Here is a 14,200-nt window from a genome sequence, read left to right as displayed (position 1 = left end):
CGGCCCGCCGCCACGCGCAGCGGGGCTTACGCCTTGAGCTGCTCGCGGATCGGCAGCGCGCGGATGCGCTTGCCGGTGGCCGCGAAGATGGCGTTGCACAGCGCCGGCGCGATGACCGGCACCGCGGGCTCGCCGACGCCGCCGAGCGGCGCGTCGAAGCTGCCCGGCACCAGGTGCACGTGGATGGCGCGCGGTGCGGCCGGGGCGCGCATCACTTCGTACTGGTGGAAGTTGTCCTGCTGGGCACGTCCATCCTTGAAGGTGATCTCGCCCGTGGTGGCGAGGCTGATGCCCATGATGCAGGCGCCTTCGACCTGCGAGCGGATGCGGTCCGGGTTGATCTGCGCGCCGCAATCCACCGCCATATCGATGCGCGGCACGCTGATGCCGCCATCATCGCTCACCGCCACCTCGATCACCGCCGCAACATAGGTCACGAAGCTGTAGCAAACCGCCAGGCCGAGGCCGCGGCCCTTGGGCAGCTTCCTGCCCCAGCCGGCTTCGCGCGTGGCCAGTTCGATCACGTTGCGCAGCCGGGCAGTATCGAGCGGATACTGCTGCGGCGACTCGCCGTAGTTCCACGTATCGGACAGTTGCGTCGGGTCGACCTTGCGGTCCGGTCCCAGCAGCGCGAGCAGGTAGTCGCGGTGATCGCGCCCGGCCGCGGCGGCCAGTTCGGCCGCGAACGACTGCACGGCGAACGCGTGCGGCACGTTGGATACCGAACGGAACCAGCCGATGCGCGTGTGCGCCTCCACCTCAGGGTTCTCCACGCGCACGTTGGGGATGTCGAAGGGCATGTTGACGGCCGACATGCCGAGCTCGAACGCCGCTTCGTTCCTGGCGCCGGCAGCGAAGATCGAGGCGATGGTGGAAGCCGCGGTGCGGTGCAGCCAGGCCTGCGCGCGGCCGTCGGCGGACAGCATGGCTTCCATGTGCTCGACGGAGACGGTGTGGAAGTAATCGTGGTGCAGGTCGTCGTCGCGCGTCCACGTGACCTTGACCGGCTTGCCGTCCATGGCCTTCGACAGCAGCGCGGCTTCAGCGGCGAAGTCCGGCTTGGACTTGCGGCCGAAGCCGCCGCCCAGCAGCGTCACGTGCACGGTGACGTCCTCGGGTTTGAGGCCGAGATGCCCGGCCACGGTCTCGCGCGTGGCCTGCGGTGCCTGCACGGAGGTCCATACCTCGCACTTGCCGCCTGCGATGCGCGCGGTGGCCACCGGCGGCTCCATGGTGGCATGGGCCAGATGCGGCAGGTAGTACTGCGCCGTGACGTGTTTGCCGGGGCCGGCCAGCGCGGCCATGGCGTCGCCCTGGTTGCGCACGACCTTGCCGGGCTGGCTGGCGGCTTTTTCCATGGTGGCGCGGAAAGCAGCGGACTCATAGCTGGCGTTGGGGCCGTCGTTCCACTGGATCTTGAGCGCCTCGCGGCCCTTGATGGCCGACCAGGTATTGGTGGCGATCACCGCCACGCCGCCGAGCGGGTGGAACAGCGCGGGCGCGGGGCTGCCGGCGATTTCCAGCACCTTGACCACGCCGGGCACCTTCATCGCCTGCGCGGCATCGAAGCTGGCGACCTTGCCACCGAACACCGGCGGGCGCGCCACCACGGCGTAGAGCATGCCGTCCAGGCGCACGTCGATGCCATATTGCGCGCGGCCAGTGGCGATGTCATGCCCGTCGATGCTGCGCGTGCTGTCCTTGCCGATATAGCGGAACTGCGCGGGGTCCTTGAGCTTGAGGCTGGCGGGTGCCGGCACCGGCAGGCGCGCGGCGTCCTTCGCCAGCGCGCCGTAGCCCAGGCTCCTGCCGCTCGCGGCGTGCACCACCGCATGGTTGCGCGCCTGCACCTCGCTCACCGGCACGCCCCAGCGCGCCGCCGCGGCGGTTTCCAGCATGGCGCGGGCACTTGCGCCCACGTGCCGCATCGGCTCGAAGAAATGCCGCACGCTGCGCGAGCCGTCGGTGTTCTGGCTGCCGTAGCGCGCTTCGTCGCCGGGCGCCTGCACCACGCGCACCCGGGCCCAGTCGGCCTCGAGTTCGTCGGCCACCACCATCGGCAGGCTGGTGCGCACGCCCTGGCCCATCTCGGAGCGGTGGCAGACGATGGAGACCTGGCCGTCCTCGCCGATGGACAGGAACACCAGCGGGCTGTCCACCGCGCCGCCGGGCATGCCGTCGCGACCGTATTTCTTGGGTTCGTCGGCGGCCAGCACGACGCCGTCCAGGCCCACCGTGAGCGTCAGCCCGGCGATGGCGCCCATGCCCTTGAGCCAGCGGCGGCGCGCTGCCGATTGCGGGCTGCCGTCCGCGGCCGTCGTGAGTGCGTCGCGGGCGTTCATTTGGCGCTCCGCTTGCCGGCGGTGCCGGTGGCCTTGCCACCGGCCTTGGCGCCCGCCACATTGGACTTGGCCACGTGCTGGATGGCCGCGCGAATGCGGGTATAGGTGCCGCAGCGACAGATATTGCCGCTCATGGCGCCGTCGATATCGGCTTCGGTCGGGTGGGGGTTGGCGTGGAGCAGTGCCGTGGCGGACATCAGCTGGCCCGCCTGGCAGTAGCCGCACTGTGGCACGCCGAATTCCTCCCAGGCCGCCTGCAGCGCCTGGCCGGTCTTGTCCGCCGACAGGCCCTCGATGGTGGTGATCTTCTTGCCTGCGACCGCCGAGATCGGCGTCACGCACGAGCGGATGGGCTGCCCGTCCAGGTGCATGGTGCAGGCGCCGCACAGCGCCATGCCGCAGCCGAACTTGGTGCCGGTCATGCCGAGGTGGTCGCGCACCGCCCATAGCAGGGGGGCGTCGTCCGGCAGGTCGATCGAATGCGGCTTGCCGTTGATCGTGATTGTTCTCATCGTCTTGTGGGGAGTGGTCCAGCGGAGGAAGGACGGCCAGCGCGCATCGGCATGCGGGCCGCTGCGGCAACGTGGCGCAATGCGCATTGTGACGCCGGCGGGGATGGGGCGGGAATGACGCCGTCGGGATTTGTCAATTCCGGAAAACGGAATAAAGGCGCCAGGCCATCGCAAGGGGGGGCGAAAGCAGGAGCACTGGCCAGCATCGGCGCGCGCCGGCCTGCGCCGGTCGTCGCGCTATTTTAGTTAGAGATCAAACTTTTTATTGACAAGGGCTGCCAAGGTGCTACGATTGCTTCATGTAGTTCGATATCTAAGTATTTTTTGTGGGATACCACGCGAACCTGCCGGATCAACCGGAACCTGGAGCCAAGCATGTACGACACTTTTGCAACCGACAAGCTGATTGACCTGTGGCTGACCGAAGACATCGGCATCTGCGACCTGACCGTCCAGACCATGATCGAGAAGGACGAGACAGGTTCGTTCTATATGAACGCACGTGAACCGATGCTGATTGCCGGCGTGGACGTGGCCGCGCGCGTGTTCAAGCGCTATGACCCCGAACTGCATGTCGACGTACGCGTCGCCGACGGCGACAAGGTCGGCAAGGGCGCCATCCTGATCGCGGTGAGCGGCTCCGCGCGCAGCGTGCTGACCGCGGAGCGCACGGCGCTGAACATCATGCAGCGGCTCTGCGGCATCGCCAACCAGACGGCTCGCTACGTGGAAGCGATCGCCGGCACCAAGGCGCGCCTGATCGACAGCCGCAAGACAACCCCGGGGCTGCGGGCGCTGGAAAAGCACGCGGTCACCTGCGGAGGCGGGCTGAATCACCGGCTTAGCCTGGACAATGGCGTGATGATCAAGGACAACCATATTGCCGTTTGCGGCAGCATTGCCGCGGCCGTGGCGCGCGCGCGGCGGCAGTTGCCGGTGCTGACCAGGCTCGAGGTCGAATGCGACCGGCTCGATCAGGTGCGCGAGGCGCTCGACGCGGGCGTGGATGTGATCATGCTCGACAATATGTCGGTGCCCGACATGCGCGAGGCGGTGGCCTTCGTCGACGGGCGGATCAAGGTCGAAGCGTCAGGTGGCATTCGCCTCGAAACGATCCGCCCGATCGCCGAGACCGGCGTCGACTACATCTCCACCAGCAAGATCACCCAATCGGCACCTGCGGTGGACATCGGTCTGGACGACGCGGTGTAAGCGGGCAGGGCAACACGTCAGGTCACTCCTGCATCGCCGGCCAGAAGTCTGCCGACCGGTCATGTTGGTTGCGCGAGGCAAGTCCTCGCGCTTTTTTTCGCGCGCTCCCGGCGCGTACCCCGCGCAGACGGCGGGCGCTTGTCTCCGGCGGGCCTCAGAGGCTTGCCAGCAGGCGGCCCAGTTCTTGCGTGGATGGCACGCGGCGGCCAGTGCCTTCCGCTTCGGTCTCGTCCTGCGCCAGGTTGCGGATGACGGCCATCAGCACCTTGCGCGCCGCGGCCACTTCCGCGGCCGACACGCCCTGGATGGCGATGTCGTTGACTTCCTCCGCCAGCGGCACCAGCTTGCGCTCGAGCGCCTTGCCCGACCGCGTCAGGAAAACGTGGATGTTTTTCTTGTTGCCGGGGAGGTGCGTGCGTTCGACATAGCCCAGGGCCTCGAGTGCCTTGACGGCGGTGAACGTGGTCGGCTCGGTGACGCCGGCGAGATCGCTCAGCTCGCGTTGCGACAGCCCGTCGTTGGTCCACAGGATGCGCAAGATCACCCAGTGCCCATACGACACCTGGTGTTCGGCCAGCCGCATTTGCAGGGCACGGATGAATGCGCGCGCCCCATCCTTGACAAGGTGAGCCAGGCGCTCGCTGGCAAGCTCCTCTTCCTTCGGGGCTGCCTGGGGTGCTTTCGCTTTCGTGGTTGCCATGTTGACGGTCTTCGATTCCGATTGCGGCGCCTGCGAAGCGCCGCGCCTGTATCTCCGAATGATATCGCGTCGGCCCCCGAAGTGCCGCGACGCGGGCGTGGCGCTGCGGACCGTCCGCTTTCACTAATGTAGTGCTCACTACATCAGTGCGGCGTGCGCAGGGCCGGCGCCGGCATGCACCCGCACAGGGATTTCGCCTGGCGCCGGAGACGGAAATTCCTCCGGTTCCTTGTGCACAAAGGCTTTCCGGCATTGGCCCGGCTCTTGCATATTCTTAGATGTCGAACTTATCTTGACAACGCGATGACAGCTGCTAGCATAGCTAGTACTTCGATATCTAAGCAAAATTGCGCGATGCCGCAAAGGACGACAAATGAGAAGCGAGGACTTCAGCACCATCTCGACGGCGCCGCTAGGCAAGCCCGTGGCCGCCGGCACGTTCTTTCTCGTGGTGGGACCCAGCGGGGCGGGCAAGGACTCCTTGATGGACGGCGCGCGTGCGGCACTGGCGGGCGATGCGCGCTATGTCTTCGCGCGCCGGGTGATCACGCGCGCTGCAGGTGCGCCAGGCGAGGACCACGAGGGCGTCGATGAGTGCGAGTTCGCCGCCCGCGAGGCAGCCGGCGAGTTCCTGATGACCTGGCAGGCGCATGGCCTGCGATACGGCTTGCCGGCAGCGACCTTGCGCGAGCTGGAGTGCGGACGCCACGTGGTAGCCAACGGTTCGCGCAGCGTGGTGGCGGCGCTGGCGCAGCGCATGCGGAATTTCATGGTGATCCACGTGACGGCGCCGGCTGCCGTGCTGGCGCAACGCATCGCTGCGCGGGGCCGCGAATCCGGCGACGCGGTGCGGCGCCGGCTGGAGCGCGCGCCCGATCCCATGCCGGCCGGCGTGCCATGCGTTTCGGTGTGCAATGACGGCACGCTCGAAGCCGGCGTCATGCATTTCGTGCACGCATTGCGCTCGACGGCCATTGCGCTGGCCCTGCGGCCGGTGCCGGTCTCGGCCGAAGGCGCGCATATCGCCTACGTTTCCCCCGCTGTTGCCGACGCCGTTCGCCACGCGCGCGTGGCCGTGCGCGCCGGCGGCCTGGAGTTGCCCGCCGCCTTGCATGTACTGGACAGCGCGGCGCTGCTGGGCGACCACGAAGTGGGACTGTCAGGCCCGCTGCGCGAGCGGCTGGGCGCGGTGGCGGGCGCCACCGTGCGCGTGCGTCGCCTGCCGGAGCCGGCCAGCCGCGCATCGCTGCGTGCCAAGCTGCGGGGCGAGCCGCTCGACGAAGCGGGCTTCGAGGCGGTGCTGCGCGACGCGGTGGAAGGGCGCTATACCGAGCTGGAACTGACGGCGTTCCTGGTGGCCGCCTCGCGCCAGCTCTCCGATGCGGAAGTGGTGGCGGTGGCGCGGGCGCGCACGCGCTTTTCGCGCCGCATCGACTGGAGCGAGCCCATTGTGGTGGACAAGCATTCGATGGGGGGCGTGCCCGGCAGCCGCATCACGCTGATCGTCGTGCCGATCGTGGCCGCGCACGGGCTGGCGATGCCAAAGACATCCTCGCGGGCCATCACTTCGGCGTCCGGCACGGCCGATGCGATGGAGACGCTGGCGCAGGTGGACCTGGACTTCGAGGGCGTACGCCGCTGCGTGGCGCAGGCGCGTGCCTGCATCGCCTGGAATGGCCGGCTCAACCACTCACCGGTCGACGATGTGATGAATGCCATCACGCGCCCGCTCGGCCTCGATACCAACCGGTGGTCCGTCGCCTCGATCCTTTCCAAGAAGTACACGGCCGGCTCGACGCACGTGATCGTCGACCTGCCCTACGGCCCGCAGGCCAAGCTGGCGAGCGAGGCCGAGGCGCGCGAGCTGGCGGCCCTGTTCGAGGTGGTGGGCCAAGGCCTGGGCATGCATGTGCGTGCCTTTGCCACAGACGGCAGCAAGCCCATTGGCCGTGGCGTGGGGCCGGCGCTCGAGGTGCGCGACGTGCGCCTCGTCCTGGACGGCGATGCGCGTGCGCCCGCCGACCTGCGCGACAAGGCACTTTTCTTCGCTGGCGAGATCCTGGCCTTCGACCCCGCCATCGGCACAGCCGCGGCGGGCCGCCAGCGTGCCGCACAACTGCTGGCCTCGGGTGCCGCCCGCGCCGCGCTCGATGCCATCGTGGCGGCCCAGGGCGCGAAGCCGGTGGCGGACAAACCAGCCGCGCACGTGCACGAGGTGGTCGCGCAGAGCGCCGGCGTGGTCACGCAGATCGACGGATTCGCCATTTCCGGCATTGCCCGCAGCGCCGGCGCGCCGCGCTGCCCCGGCGCCGGCGTGGACCTGCTGTGCGCGGTGGGCGAGCGCGTTGTGCCGGGGCAGGCGCTGTTGCGCATCCACGCCGGCAATGCCGCAGACCTGGAAGCGGCGCGCGAGGCATGTGCGCTGCTTCGCGCAGGCGGTGCCCGCGCCATGCCGCCTGCCATCAGCGTCGTTCCCGGTTAGCCGGCGCGCCGGCGCATTGCACTATCATTTCCTTCAACTGTCGAGGCTTCACAATGACCCCTGTATCTGTGGTTCGCAGTATCGTCTCTCTATCCCTGCTGGGCGCGGCGTTGCTCGGCATGCCCGCGCTGGCCAGCGCCAGCATCGCCAAGGATTTTCCCCAGAAGCCGATCCGGCTGGTTGTGACCTTCCCGGCTGGCGGGGGAACCGACATCCTGGCCCGCGTGATCGGGGCCGAGGTCGCGCACAGCCTCGGCCAGCCGGTGGTGGTGGACAACCGACCCGGCGCGAGCGGCAATATCGGCGCGGAGTTCGTTGCCAAGAGCGCGTCCGATGGCTATACCTTGCTCGCGGTCAACAGTAGTTTCGCGATCAATCCCGCCGTTTTTCGCAATCTTCCGTTCGATCCGGGCAAGGACTTCAGCGCGGTGATTTCCATGGCCTCGGTGCCGTCCGTGATCGCCGTGCCGGTCGGCTCGAAGATCCAGACGTTCGGCGACCTGCTGAGCGCCGCGCGCTCGGCCCGGCCTCCCAGCTATGCGTCCTGCGGCAACGGCACGCCGCAGCACCTGGCGGGTGAGTTGCTGAAGATCTCCGCCAAGGTCGATATGCTGCACATCCCGTACAAGGGTTGCGCGCCGGCGCTTGCCGATGTGCTGGGAGGGCAGGCCGACATCAGTATCAATACGCTGGCCAATACCGTGCCGTACCTGAAGAGCCATAAGCTGCGCGCGCTGGCCGTGACTTCCCGCAGCCGCTCGCCGCTCTTGCCCGAAGTGCCATCGGTCAGCGAACTGGGCGTCGCCGGCTACGATGTCGATCAGTGGTTCGGCATCCTCGCCCCGGCGAATACGCCGCCGGAGATCGTGCAGAAGCTGAACCAGGCCATCGCCCGCGCCGTCGCCAAGCCGGAGATCAAGGCCAATCTCGCCCAACTCGGCTTTGCCACCGCAAACAGCACCCCCGCCGAGTTCCAGAAGGTCGTCGCCAGCGACATCGAACGCTGGAAGAAGCTCGCCGCGCAGATCGGCCTCCGGGTCGACTGACCCGGCGCAGGCAACCGGTCCGCGCCGGGAGCCAGCCCCAGTTCCATTCCGTAGTCATTCCCCTCCAGTCACGGACGCCGCCGGCCCCGTGTGCCCGCTTGCGCCCAGGCCTGGCACGTGTTCGCACGCGCCGGGCCGGGGGCAGGCGCGGCATGAGGGAGGCAAGCAACACGAACAGAACAATCCATGAGAGCAATGTCAGCGAAAACGGCAACGACCCGCTTCGAATCCGCCACGGAGCGCGCCATGCATGCCCGGCTAGCACGTGCTGCCATCGGCCTGCTTGCGGCCGCCTGTGCGCCTGCCTGGGCGCAATCGAGCCTTGTGCTCTATGGCGTGGCCGATGTCGGCGTGGAGTACCTCAGCCATGCCGACGCCAGCGGGCACGCATTGACGCGCATGGCTTCGGGCAACCTATCCGGGTCGCGCTGGGGCATGCGCGGAACGGAGGATCTGGGCAGCGGAGTCAGTGCGTTGTTCGTGCTCGAGAGTGGCTTCGACATCGACGCAGGCACCTTGGGCCAGGCTGGCCGGCTGTTCGGGCGGCAGGCATTCACCGGCCTTGCCACGCCGTACGGACGACTCACCGCGGGCCACCAGAACAACCTGCTTTACGACATCCTGATCAACTACGACGCCATGGCCATCGCGCCGCGCTACTCCGCGTTCCTGATGGATACCTCGCTTGCCGGCCGCTACGACAATGCGGCCAAGTATGTGGCGAAGTTCGGCGGACTCAGCGCCAGCGCGATGTATTCCTTCGCGCGCGGCACAACGGTGGGAAGCGGCGCGACGGGCACCATCGCCGGCGAGACCCCGGGCGATGCCAGGAGCGACCGCGCTTTCAGCGGCGCGCTGGAATACGACGCCGGCAACGCGGCGGCCGCGCTGATCTACGACCAGCAGCAGGGCACGGCCGGGATCGCCGGCCAGAGCCCCGCCCAGCGGGACCGGCGCATCGCTCTCGCCGCGAACCTCACGCTGGCCAAGGCGAAGCTGTTCGCCGGCTACCGCTGGTTGAGCGGCGACATCGGCGCGACCGCGACGGTGCCCGCGCGGCGCAACAACCTGTTCTGGCTTGGCGCAAGCTATGCCCTCACGCCGGCGCTCACGCTGAGCACCTCCGCCTATGTGACGGACGACCGTCGCTCCGGCCAGGACCCCTGGAGCCTGGTGGGCAACCTCGACTACGCGTTCTCCCGGCGCACCGATGCCTACCTGACGGTGGGTTACGTGAAAAACAAGGACGGCTCGCGGGTGGGGCTCAACGGGCCGCAGACCAGCATCGGGCCAGGCATGAGCCAGTTCGGCGCGGTAGCGGGCATTCGCCACAAGTTCTAGCCGCGAACTCTCCCCCCTCGCGGGTTGCCACGCCACGGATGCCCGGTAGCGATTCATCCGGGCCGTCGAGCAATTCGCGCGGCTTCTGGCTCCCGCGATGGCCGGGTGGCGTTCCCGCCCAGGTGCGGCGATGAGTCAAACCAGCCCGAACCAGCCAAGCGCGGCGCCGGCGGCGAGCAGCCACAGCAGGTGCAGCCGGAAGCGCCAGATGATCAGGGCGGTGAGCACTGTCACGAGCCACAGGCGCCAGTCGCCGGGCGCGTCGGCGTGGACGCTGGCCAGTGTCCACGCCGTCGCGATCAGCAGCGCCACCACGATCGGCGCCATGCCCTGCCGGAACGCCTGCACGCAGCGCAAGCCGCGGTTGCGGTGACCCCATTGGGCGGCGAGGTAGGCCAGGGCAGAACTGGGCAGCAGGATGCCGGACATGGTCAGTGCCACGCCCAGCAGGGCGGTGGGGACGCCGCCAGCGTTCATGCCGATATTCCATCCGAGCAGGGCGATGAACAGCACATTGGGTCCCGGTGCCGCCTGGGCGATCGTCACCGATGCATTGAACTGGGATTCGCTGAGCCAGTGCTGCTGATCTACCAGGTAACGGTGCATGTCGGGCGCCGTGGTGATGGCGCCGCCGATCGACAGCAAGGATAGCGAGAGGTAGTGGTAAAACAGGTTGAGCCAGTCGCCCCATCCCAGCGCCAGCACCGGTACGCCGCTCACGGCTTGAGCTTCCGGTAGCAGAGCAGGCAGGCGGCGGTGCCCAGGCCGGCAAGCACGTAGAAGAGCGGCCAGCGTAGCAGCGCCACGGCGCCGAAGCAGGCGGCGCCCAGCGCGATGGCGAGCGGGCGGCCCAGCGGATTGGCGCGCAATGCGCTCAGCAGCCTGAGCCCGGTGGCCGCGAACAGCCCTGCGGCCACGGCCCCGGTTCCGCGCAATGCGCCGGCCACGCCGGCGTGGTCGGCAAAGCGGGCATGCAGCAACTCGAGCAGGACCACCAGCACCAGCGGCAGCGCCAGCAGGCCTGTGGATGCGGCCAGCGCGCCGGCCAGGCCGAACGAGCGGCCGCCGATCATCAGCGCCATATTGACCACGTTGGGGCCGGGCATGATCTGCGCCACCGCCCAGTCTTCGACGAACTCCTCGCGCGTGAGCCAGCGCTTGCGCTCCACCAGTTCCTGCTGCACCACCGCCAGCACGCCGCCGAACCCTTGCAGGCCCAGCAGCGTGAACGTCACGAACAGGTCGGTGGGAGAGCGGGGCTCGCGGCGGTCGTTGCCGCTTTCCGGATGATTCGCACGCATCGCCGGCATACCTTATTGGGCCTTGATGCCAAGCTGCCTGATGGTCTTGCCCCAGCGCTGCGTGTCGGCCTCGACGATGCCGGCGAACCGCTCGCGCGACATGGCTTCCACCTCGATCCCTTCGCGGCTGAGTTTCGCCACCACCTCAGGGTCGCGCAGGACCTTGCCGACCGCCTCGTGCAGCTTCTGCACCACCGCCGGCGGCGTGCCGGCGGGCGCGAAGAAGCCATACCAGGGCGCGTACTCGAAACCCTTGATGCCCGCTTCCTCCATGGTCGGCAGGTTGGGCAATGCCGGCGAACGCTTCTTGCCCGAGGTGGCGATCGGGCGGACCATGTCGGACGCGATGAAGGGCATCACGGCCGGAATCGTCAGCAGCATGGACTGGATCTGGCCCGAGACGAGTTCGGTCAGCGCGGGGCCGGAACCCTTGTAGGGTACGTGCTGGAGCTTCACGCCGGTCATCATGCCGAGCACCGCCATGGGCAGGTGGCCGGCGCTGCCGATGCCGCCGGAGCCATAGTTGATCGAGCCCGGCCTGGCTTTGGCCAGCGCCAGGAAATCGTCCATGGTCTTGACCGGCAGGGTCTTGGTCACCACCAGGACGTTCGGCGTGGCGCCGATATAGGCCACCGGCAGGATGTCGCGCCTGGTGTCATAGGGGAGATGGCTATAGAGCGAATCGCTGAATACCAGTCCCATGTGGTGGATCATCACGGTATAGCCGTCGGGTGCCGCGCGCGCCAGCATCGCCGTGGCGATGGTGCCGCCCGCGCCTCCGCGGTTGTCGACGACAAAGGGCTGGCCGAGTTCGCGGCCCAGTTTCACCGCCAGCACGCGCGCCACCAGGTCGACGGTACCGCCCGCGGCGAAGGGCGCCAGGATGGTGACCGGCTTGGCCGGCCAGTCGGCCGCGCGGGCCGGCACGGCCGCGGTGGCGGCAACCAGCGACATGCCCGCGCAAAGAACAGAAAACTTCCGAATCGACATGCTTGTCTCCTGGTACCACGTTTGCCGTGGTTTTTTTCTGCTCTGTGCCGCAACTACGCGCGCGCCCGGTCCCGGAGCCTGTCGACCGCACCGGGACGCGAACCGCGAACCGCGAACCTCGAACCTCGAACCTAGAAGGCGAATCGATAGCGTGCCACCTTCTCCTCGTCGAGTTCGACGCCGAGCCCGCGGCCGGCCGGAACGGCGGCCGCGCCACTGCTGATGTCGAGCTTGTGGGTCACGATATCGTCGGAAGTCTTGAGCGGGCCGACGCATTCCAGCCCCTCGAGCACGTCGGCGCTGGTGCATGCCAGCATGATTTCCGCCGCGGTGTTGACGCCCAGCCCGAAGCCGTGCCCGATGACCACCTTCATGCCGGCCGCGCTGGCGGTTTCCAGCATGCGCCTGCAGGTAAGGAAGCCGCCTTGCTTCATCACCTTGAGCTTGACGATATCGGCGCAATTGGCGCGGATCACCGCGATCAGGCTGGCGTGGTCGGTGATCGATTCGTCGGCCATCACGGGGATGCCGATGGCCTGCCTCACCTTTGCCATGCCGGCGAGATCGTCTTCTGCCACCGGCTGTTCCAGCAGTTGCAGGCCGATCGGCTCCAGCAGGCGCCCCAGCGCAATCGCCTCCTCGACGCTGTATCCGGCATTCGCATCGGCACGCAAGGCCATGGAGGGTCCAACCGCTTCGCGCACCGCCGTCAGGCGGTCGCGGTCGGCCTCGATGCCTCCGCCGACCTTGATCTTGGCCGAGCGGAACCCGCGGTCGAACCATTTGCGGGCCTCCGCGGCCGCCTCGTCGGGCGGGACAATGCCAATCCACGCATTGAAGCGCACCGTGTCCACCACGGCGCCGCCCAGATACTGGTGCACCGGGATATCGAGCCGGCGCGCCAGCATGTCGACGCAGGCCATCTCGATCGCCGCCTTGGCGTCGAGGTAGCCGGCGCGTCCGGCGTTCATGCGCTGCATTACCTGGTGCGGATTGCCGGCGTCGGCGCCCTGTACCAGCGGCGCGAGCTGGTCGCGGATCGCCAGCAGCGACTGTTCGATGGTCTCCACCGAATAGCCGGGCGAGGGATCGATATTGCCCAGTCCGATCGAGCCGTCTTCCGCGGTGAGGCGTACCAGTGCGCTTTTCTGCACGGTCTTGGTCACATAGGCATTGCGAAAGCCCGGGCCGACCAGCGGCACGGCCACGCCGAACACCTCGACGCGGCGAATGGGAAGGTGCAAGCCATCCATGTTCACGACTCCAGCGCCATGCCGGCCGCGGCCGGCTCGAAGGCTTCGATGGCAGGGCCCTTGATCTGGGTGCGGTGCATGATGCGGGAGGCATTCGGGTCAAATGCGTCGCGGCGATGCAGCGTGCAGCGGTTGTCCCAGAGGATCAGGTCGTGCAGTTGCCATTCCTGGCGGAAGGTGAATTCGGGCCGGGTGGCGTGCTCCCATAGCGCATCGAGCAGGGCATTGCTTTCGGCGAGGTCCATGCCCGTCACATAGCTATTGCGGCGGCGGCCGAGGAAAAGCGCCGGGCGCCCGGTGTCGGGATGCACGATCACAAGGGGATGGTGCGCCCCGGGCGCTTCGCGCGGATCGGTCACCTCCTTCATGCCCTTGCGCATCATGCCGGCGCTATTGTACGTGGCATCGTGAATGGCGCGGCGGCCCTTGACCAGCGCCTTCATGTCGCCAGGCAGGGTCTCGTAGGCGAGGTACATATTGGACCAGTAGGTGTCGCCACCGCCGGGCGGAATCTCGAGCGCATGCAGCAGCGCGGCGCGCGGCGGCCGCTCGACATAGGTCATGTCGCAATGCCACACCGCTTCGCCGTCGCCCAGGTTGCCGATGGGCATGCCATCGACCTTCACATTGGAGATCACATTGATCTCGGGGAATTCGCTGAGGAAAGGCTTGCCGTAGGGATTGGGGCCCGGCGGATCGAGTTCGCCGAACAGCCGGCTGAAGCCCAGCAACTCCGGATCCGACAGCGCCTGGCCGCGAAAGCGCAGCACGAGGTGCGTGGCCCAGGCCTGGCGAAGCTCGGCCAGGATATCGTCGCCGACCGGCCGGCCGAGGTCGATGCCGCTGACATCAGCGCCGAGGCTTGGCCCGAGCGGCGTAACGGAGATGCGTGTCATGGTGGCTGCCCTTCCGTGGTGAATTGGAGTGCCCCCAATATAGACCTGGTACCCGATAGCGTAAATGATATAGATTGCGCATCAAGTTATACGGATCTAGTATCCCCCACGCCGATGCCGATTCC

General features: G+C 67.8%; 12 protein-coding genes. 4 read left to right on the top strand and 8 right to left on the bottom strand.

The window, feature by feature from the left end:
- Positions 1 to 26 precede the first annotated feature (26 nt).
- Entirely contained in the window at positions 27 to 2,342 is a 2,316-nt protein-coding gene (locus AB4Z48_RS13570) for a molybdopterin cofactor-binding domain-containing protein (protein ID WP_441614654.1), read from the bottom strand.
- Entirely contained in the window at positions 2,339 to 2,854 is a 516-nt protein-coding gene (locus AB4Z48_RS13565; protein ID WP_441614652.1) for a (2Fe-2S)-binding protein, read from the bottom strand. Before AB4Z48_RS13565 ends, AB4Z48_RS13570 begins: the two co-directional genes overlap by 4 nt.
- Before the next feature lie 375 nt (positions 2,855 to 3,229).
- On the opposite strand from AB4Z48_RS13565, the gene nadC reads away from it, so the two are divergent.
- Positions 3,230 to 4,066 carry a carboxylating nicotinate-nucleotide diphosphorylase gene (nadC, locus tag AB4Z48_RS13560; protein WP_441614650.1) on the top strand — a complete coding sequence of 279 codons (837 nt, stop codon included), beginning with the start codon at positions 3,230 to 3,232 and terminating at the stop codon, positions 4,064 to 4,066.
- Between the two features lie 154 nt (positions 4,067 to 4,220).
- Here nadC and AB4Z48_RS13555 read toward each other — a convergent pair whose 3' ends face one another.
- Positions 4,221 to 4,766, bottom strand: coding sequence for a MarR family winged helix-turn-helix transcriptional regulator (locus AB4Z48_RS13555; RefSeq protein WP_441614648.1), 546 nt, complete (start codon positions 4,764 to 4,766; stop codon positions 4,221 to 4,223).
- A 373-nt stretch (positions 4,767 to 5,139) separates the two neighbouring features.
- Between AB4Z48_RS13555 and phnN the strand changes: the two genes are divergently transcribed.
- The 3 genes from phnN to AB4Z48_RS13540 all read left to right on the top strand — a co-directional run bounded on the left by phnN (position 5,140) and on the right by AB4Z48_RS13540 (position 9,635).
- Complete coding sequence (gene phnN / locus AB4Z48_RS13550) at positions 5,140 to 7,248, top strand: phosphonate metabolism protein/1,5-bisphosphokinase (PRPP-forming) PhnN (protein WP_441614646.1); 2,109 nt, start codon at positions 5,140 to 5,142, stop codon at positions 7,246 to 7,248.
- A gap of 53 nt (positions 7,249 to 7,301) precedes the next feature.
- Positions 7,302 to 8,294: a tripartite tricarboxylate transporter substrate binding protein gene (locus tag AB4Z48_RS13545; RefSeq protein WP_441614644.1), complete on the top strand. Its 993-nt coding sequence runs from the start codon at positions 7,302 to 7,304 to the stop codon at positions 8,292 to 8,294.
- 195 nt (positions 8,295 to 8,489) lie between these two features.
- Positions 8,490 to 9,635 carry a porin gene (locus AB4Z48_RS13540; protein WP_441614642.1) on the top strand — a complete coding sequence of 382 codons (1,146 nt, stop codon included), beginning with the start codon at positions 8,490 to 8,492 and terminating at the stop codon, positions 9,633 to 9,635.
- Positions 9,636 to 9,770: 135 nt separating this feature from the next.
- Here AB4Z48_RS13540 and AB4Z48_RS13535 read toward each other — a convergent pair whose 3' ends face one another.
- The 5 genes from AB4Z48_RS13535 to AB4Z48_RS13515 all read right to left on the bottom strand — a co-directional run bounded on the left by AB4Z48_RS13535 (position 9,771) and on the right by AB4Z48_RS13515 (position 14,075).
- Complete coding sequence (locus tag AB4Z48_RS13535) at positions 9,771 to 10,355, bottom strand: chromate transporter (RefSeq protein WP_441614640.1); 585 nt, start codon at positions 10,353 to 10,355, stop codon at positions 9,771 to 9,773.
- Complete coding sequence (locus AB4Z48_RS13530) at positions 10,352 to 10,945, bottom strand: chromate transporter (RefSeq protein WP_441614638.1); 594 nt, start codon at positions 10,943 to 10,945, stop codon at positions 10,352 to 10,354. Before AB4Z48_RS13530 ends, AB4Z48_RS13535 begins: the two co-directional genes overlap by 4 nt.
- 3 nt (positions 10,946 to 10,948) lie before the next feature.
- Positions 10,949 to 11,926, bottom strand: coding sequence for a Bug family tripartite tricarboxylate transporter substrate binding protein (locus AB4Z48_RS13525; RefSeq protein ID WP_441614636.1), 978 nt, complete (start codon positions 11,924 to 11,926; stop codon positions 10,949 to 10,951).
- A 131-nt stretch (positions 11,927 to 12,057) separates the two neighbouring features.
- Positions 12,058 to 13,179: a mandelate racemase/muconate lactonizing enzyme family protein gene (locus tag AB4Z48_RS13520; RefSeq protein WP_441614634.1), complete on the bottom strand. Its 1,122-nt coding sequence runs from the start codon at positions 13,177 to 13,179 to the stop codon at positions 12,058 to 12,060.
- A gap of 2 nt (positions 13,180 to 13,181) precedes the next feature.
- Positions 13,182 to 14,075 carry a TauD/TfdA dioxygenase family protein gene (locus AB4Z48_RS13515; RefSeq protein ID WP_441614632.1) on the bottom strand — a complete coding sequence of 298 codons (894 nt, stop codon included), beginning with the start codon at positions 14,073 to 14,075 and terminating at the stop codon, positions 13,182 to 13,184.
- Positions 14,076 to 14,200: the final 125 nt, after the last annotated feature.

This window comes from Cupriavidus sp. 2TAF22 (assembly GCF_052115045.1).
In the GTDB taxonomy this organism is placed as follows: Bacteria; Pseudomonadota; Gammaproteobacteria; order Burkholderiales; family Burkholderiaceae; genus Cupriavidus.
The sequence above is the reverse complement of the archived record's forward strand: the minus strand, read 5'-3'. Positions and strand labels throughout refer to the sequence as shown.

Excerpts from the sequence above, each read along its gene's own strand:
- AB4Z48_RS13570 (WP_441614654.1), bottom strand. The coding sequence starts at position 2,342 with ATGAACGCCCGCGACGCACTCACGACGGCCGCGGACGGCAGCCCGCAA.
- AB4Z48_RS13565 (WP_441614652.1), bottom strand. The coding sequence starts at position 2,854 with ATGAGAACAATCACGATCAACGGCAAGCCGCATTCGATCGACCTGCCG.
- nadC (WP_441614650.1), top strand. The coding sequence starts at position 3,230 with ATGTACGACACTTTTGCAACCGACAAGCTGATTGACCTGTGGCTGACC.
- AB4Z48_RS13555 (WP_441614648.1), bottom strand. The coding sequence starts at position 4,766 with ATGGCAACCACGAAAGCGAAAGCACCCCAGGCAGCCCCGAAGGAAGAG.
- phnN (WP_441614646.1), top strand. The coding sequence starts at position 5,140 with ATGAGAAGCGAGGACTTCAGCACCATCTCGACGGCGCCGCTAGGCAAG.
- AB4Z48_RS13545 (WP_441614644.1), top strand. The coding sequence starts at position 7,302 with ATGACCCCTGTATCTGTGGTTCGCAGTATCGTCTCTCTATCCCTGCTG.
- AB4Z48_RS13540 (WP_441614642.1), top strand. The coding sequence starts at position 8,490 with ATGTCAGCGAAAACGGCAACGACCCGCTTCGAATCCGCCACGGAGCGC.
- AB4Z48_RS13530 (WP_441614638.1), bottom strand. The coding sequence starts at position 10,945 with ATGCCGGCGATGCGTGCGAATCATCCGGAAAGCGGCAACGACCGCCGC.
- AB4Z48_RS13525 (WP_441614636.1), bottom strand. The coding sequence starts at position 11,926 with ATGTCGATTCGGAAGTTTTCTGTTCTTTGCGCGGGCATGTCGCTGGTT.
- AB4Z48_RS13520 (WP_441614634.1), bottom strand. The coding sequence starts at position 13,179 with ATGGATGGCTTGCACCTTCCCATTCGCCGCGTCGAGGTGTTCGGCGTG.
- AB4Z48_RS13515 (WP_441614632.1), bottom strand. The coding sequence starts at position 14,075 with ATGACACGCATCTCCGTTACGCCGCTCGGGCCAAGCCTCGGCGCTGAT.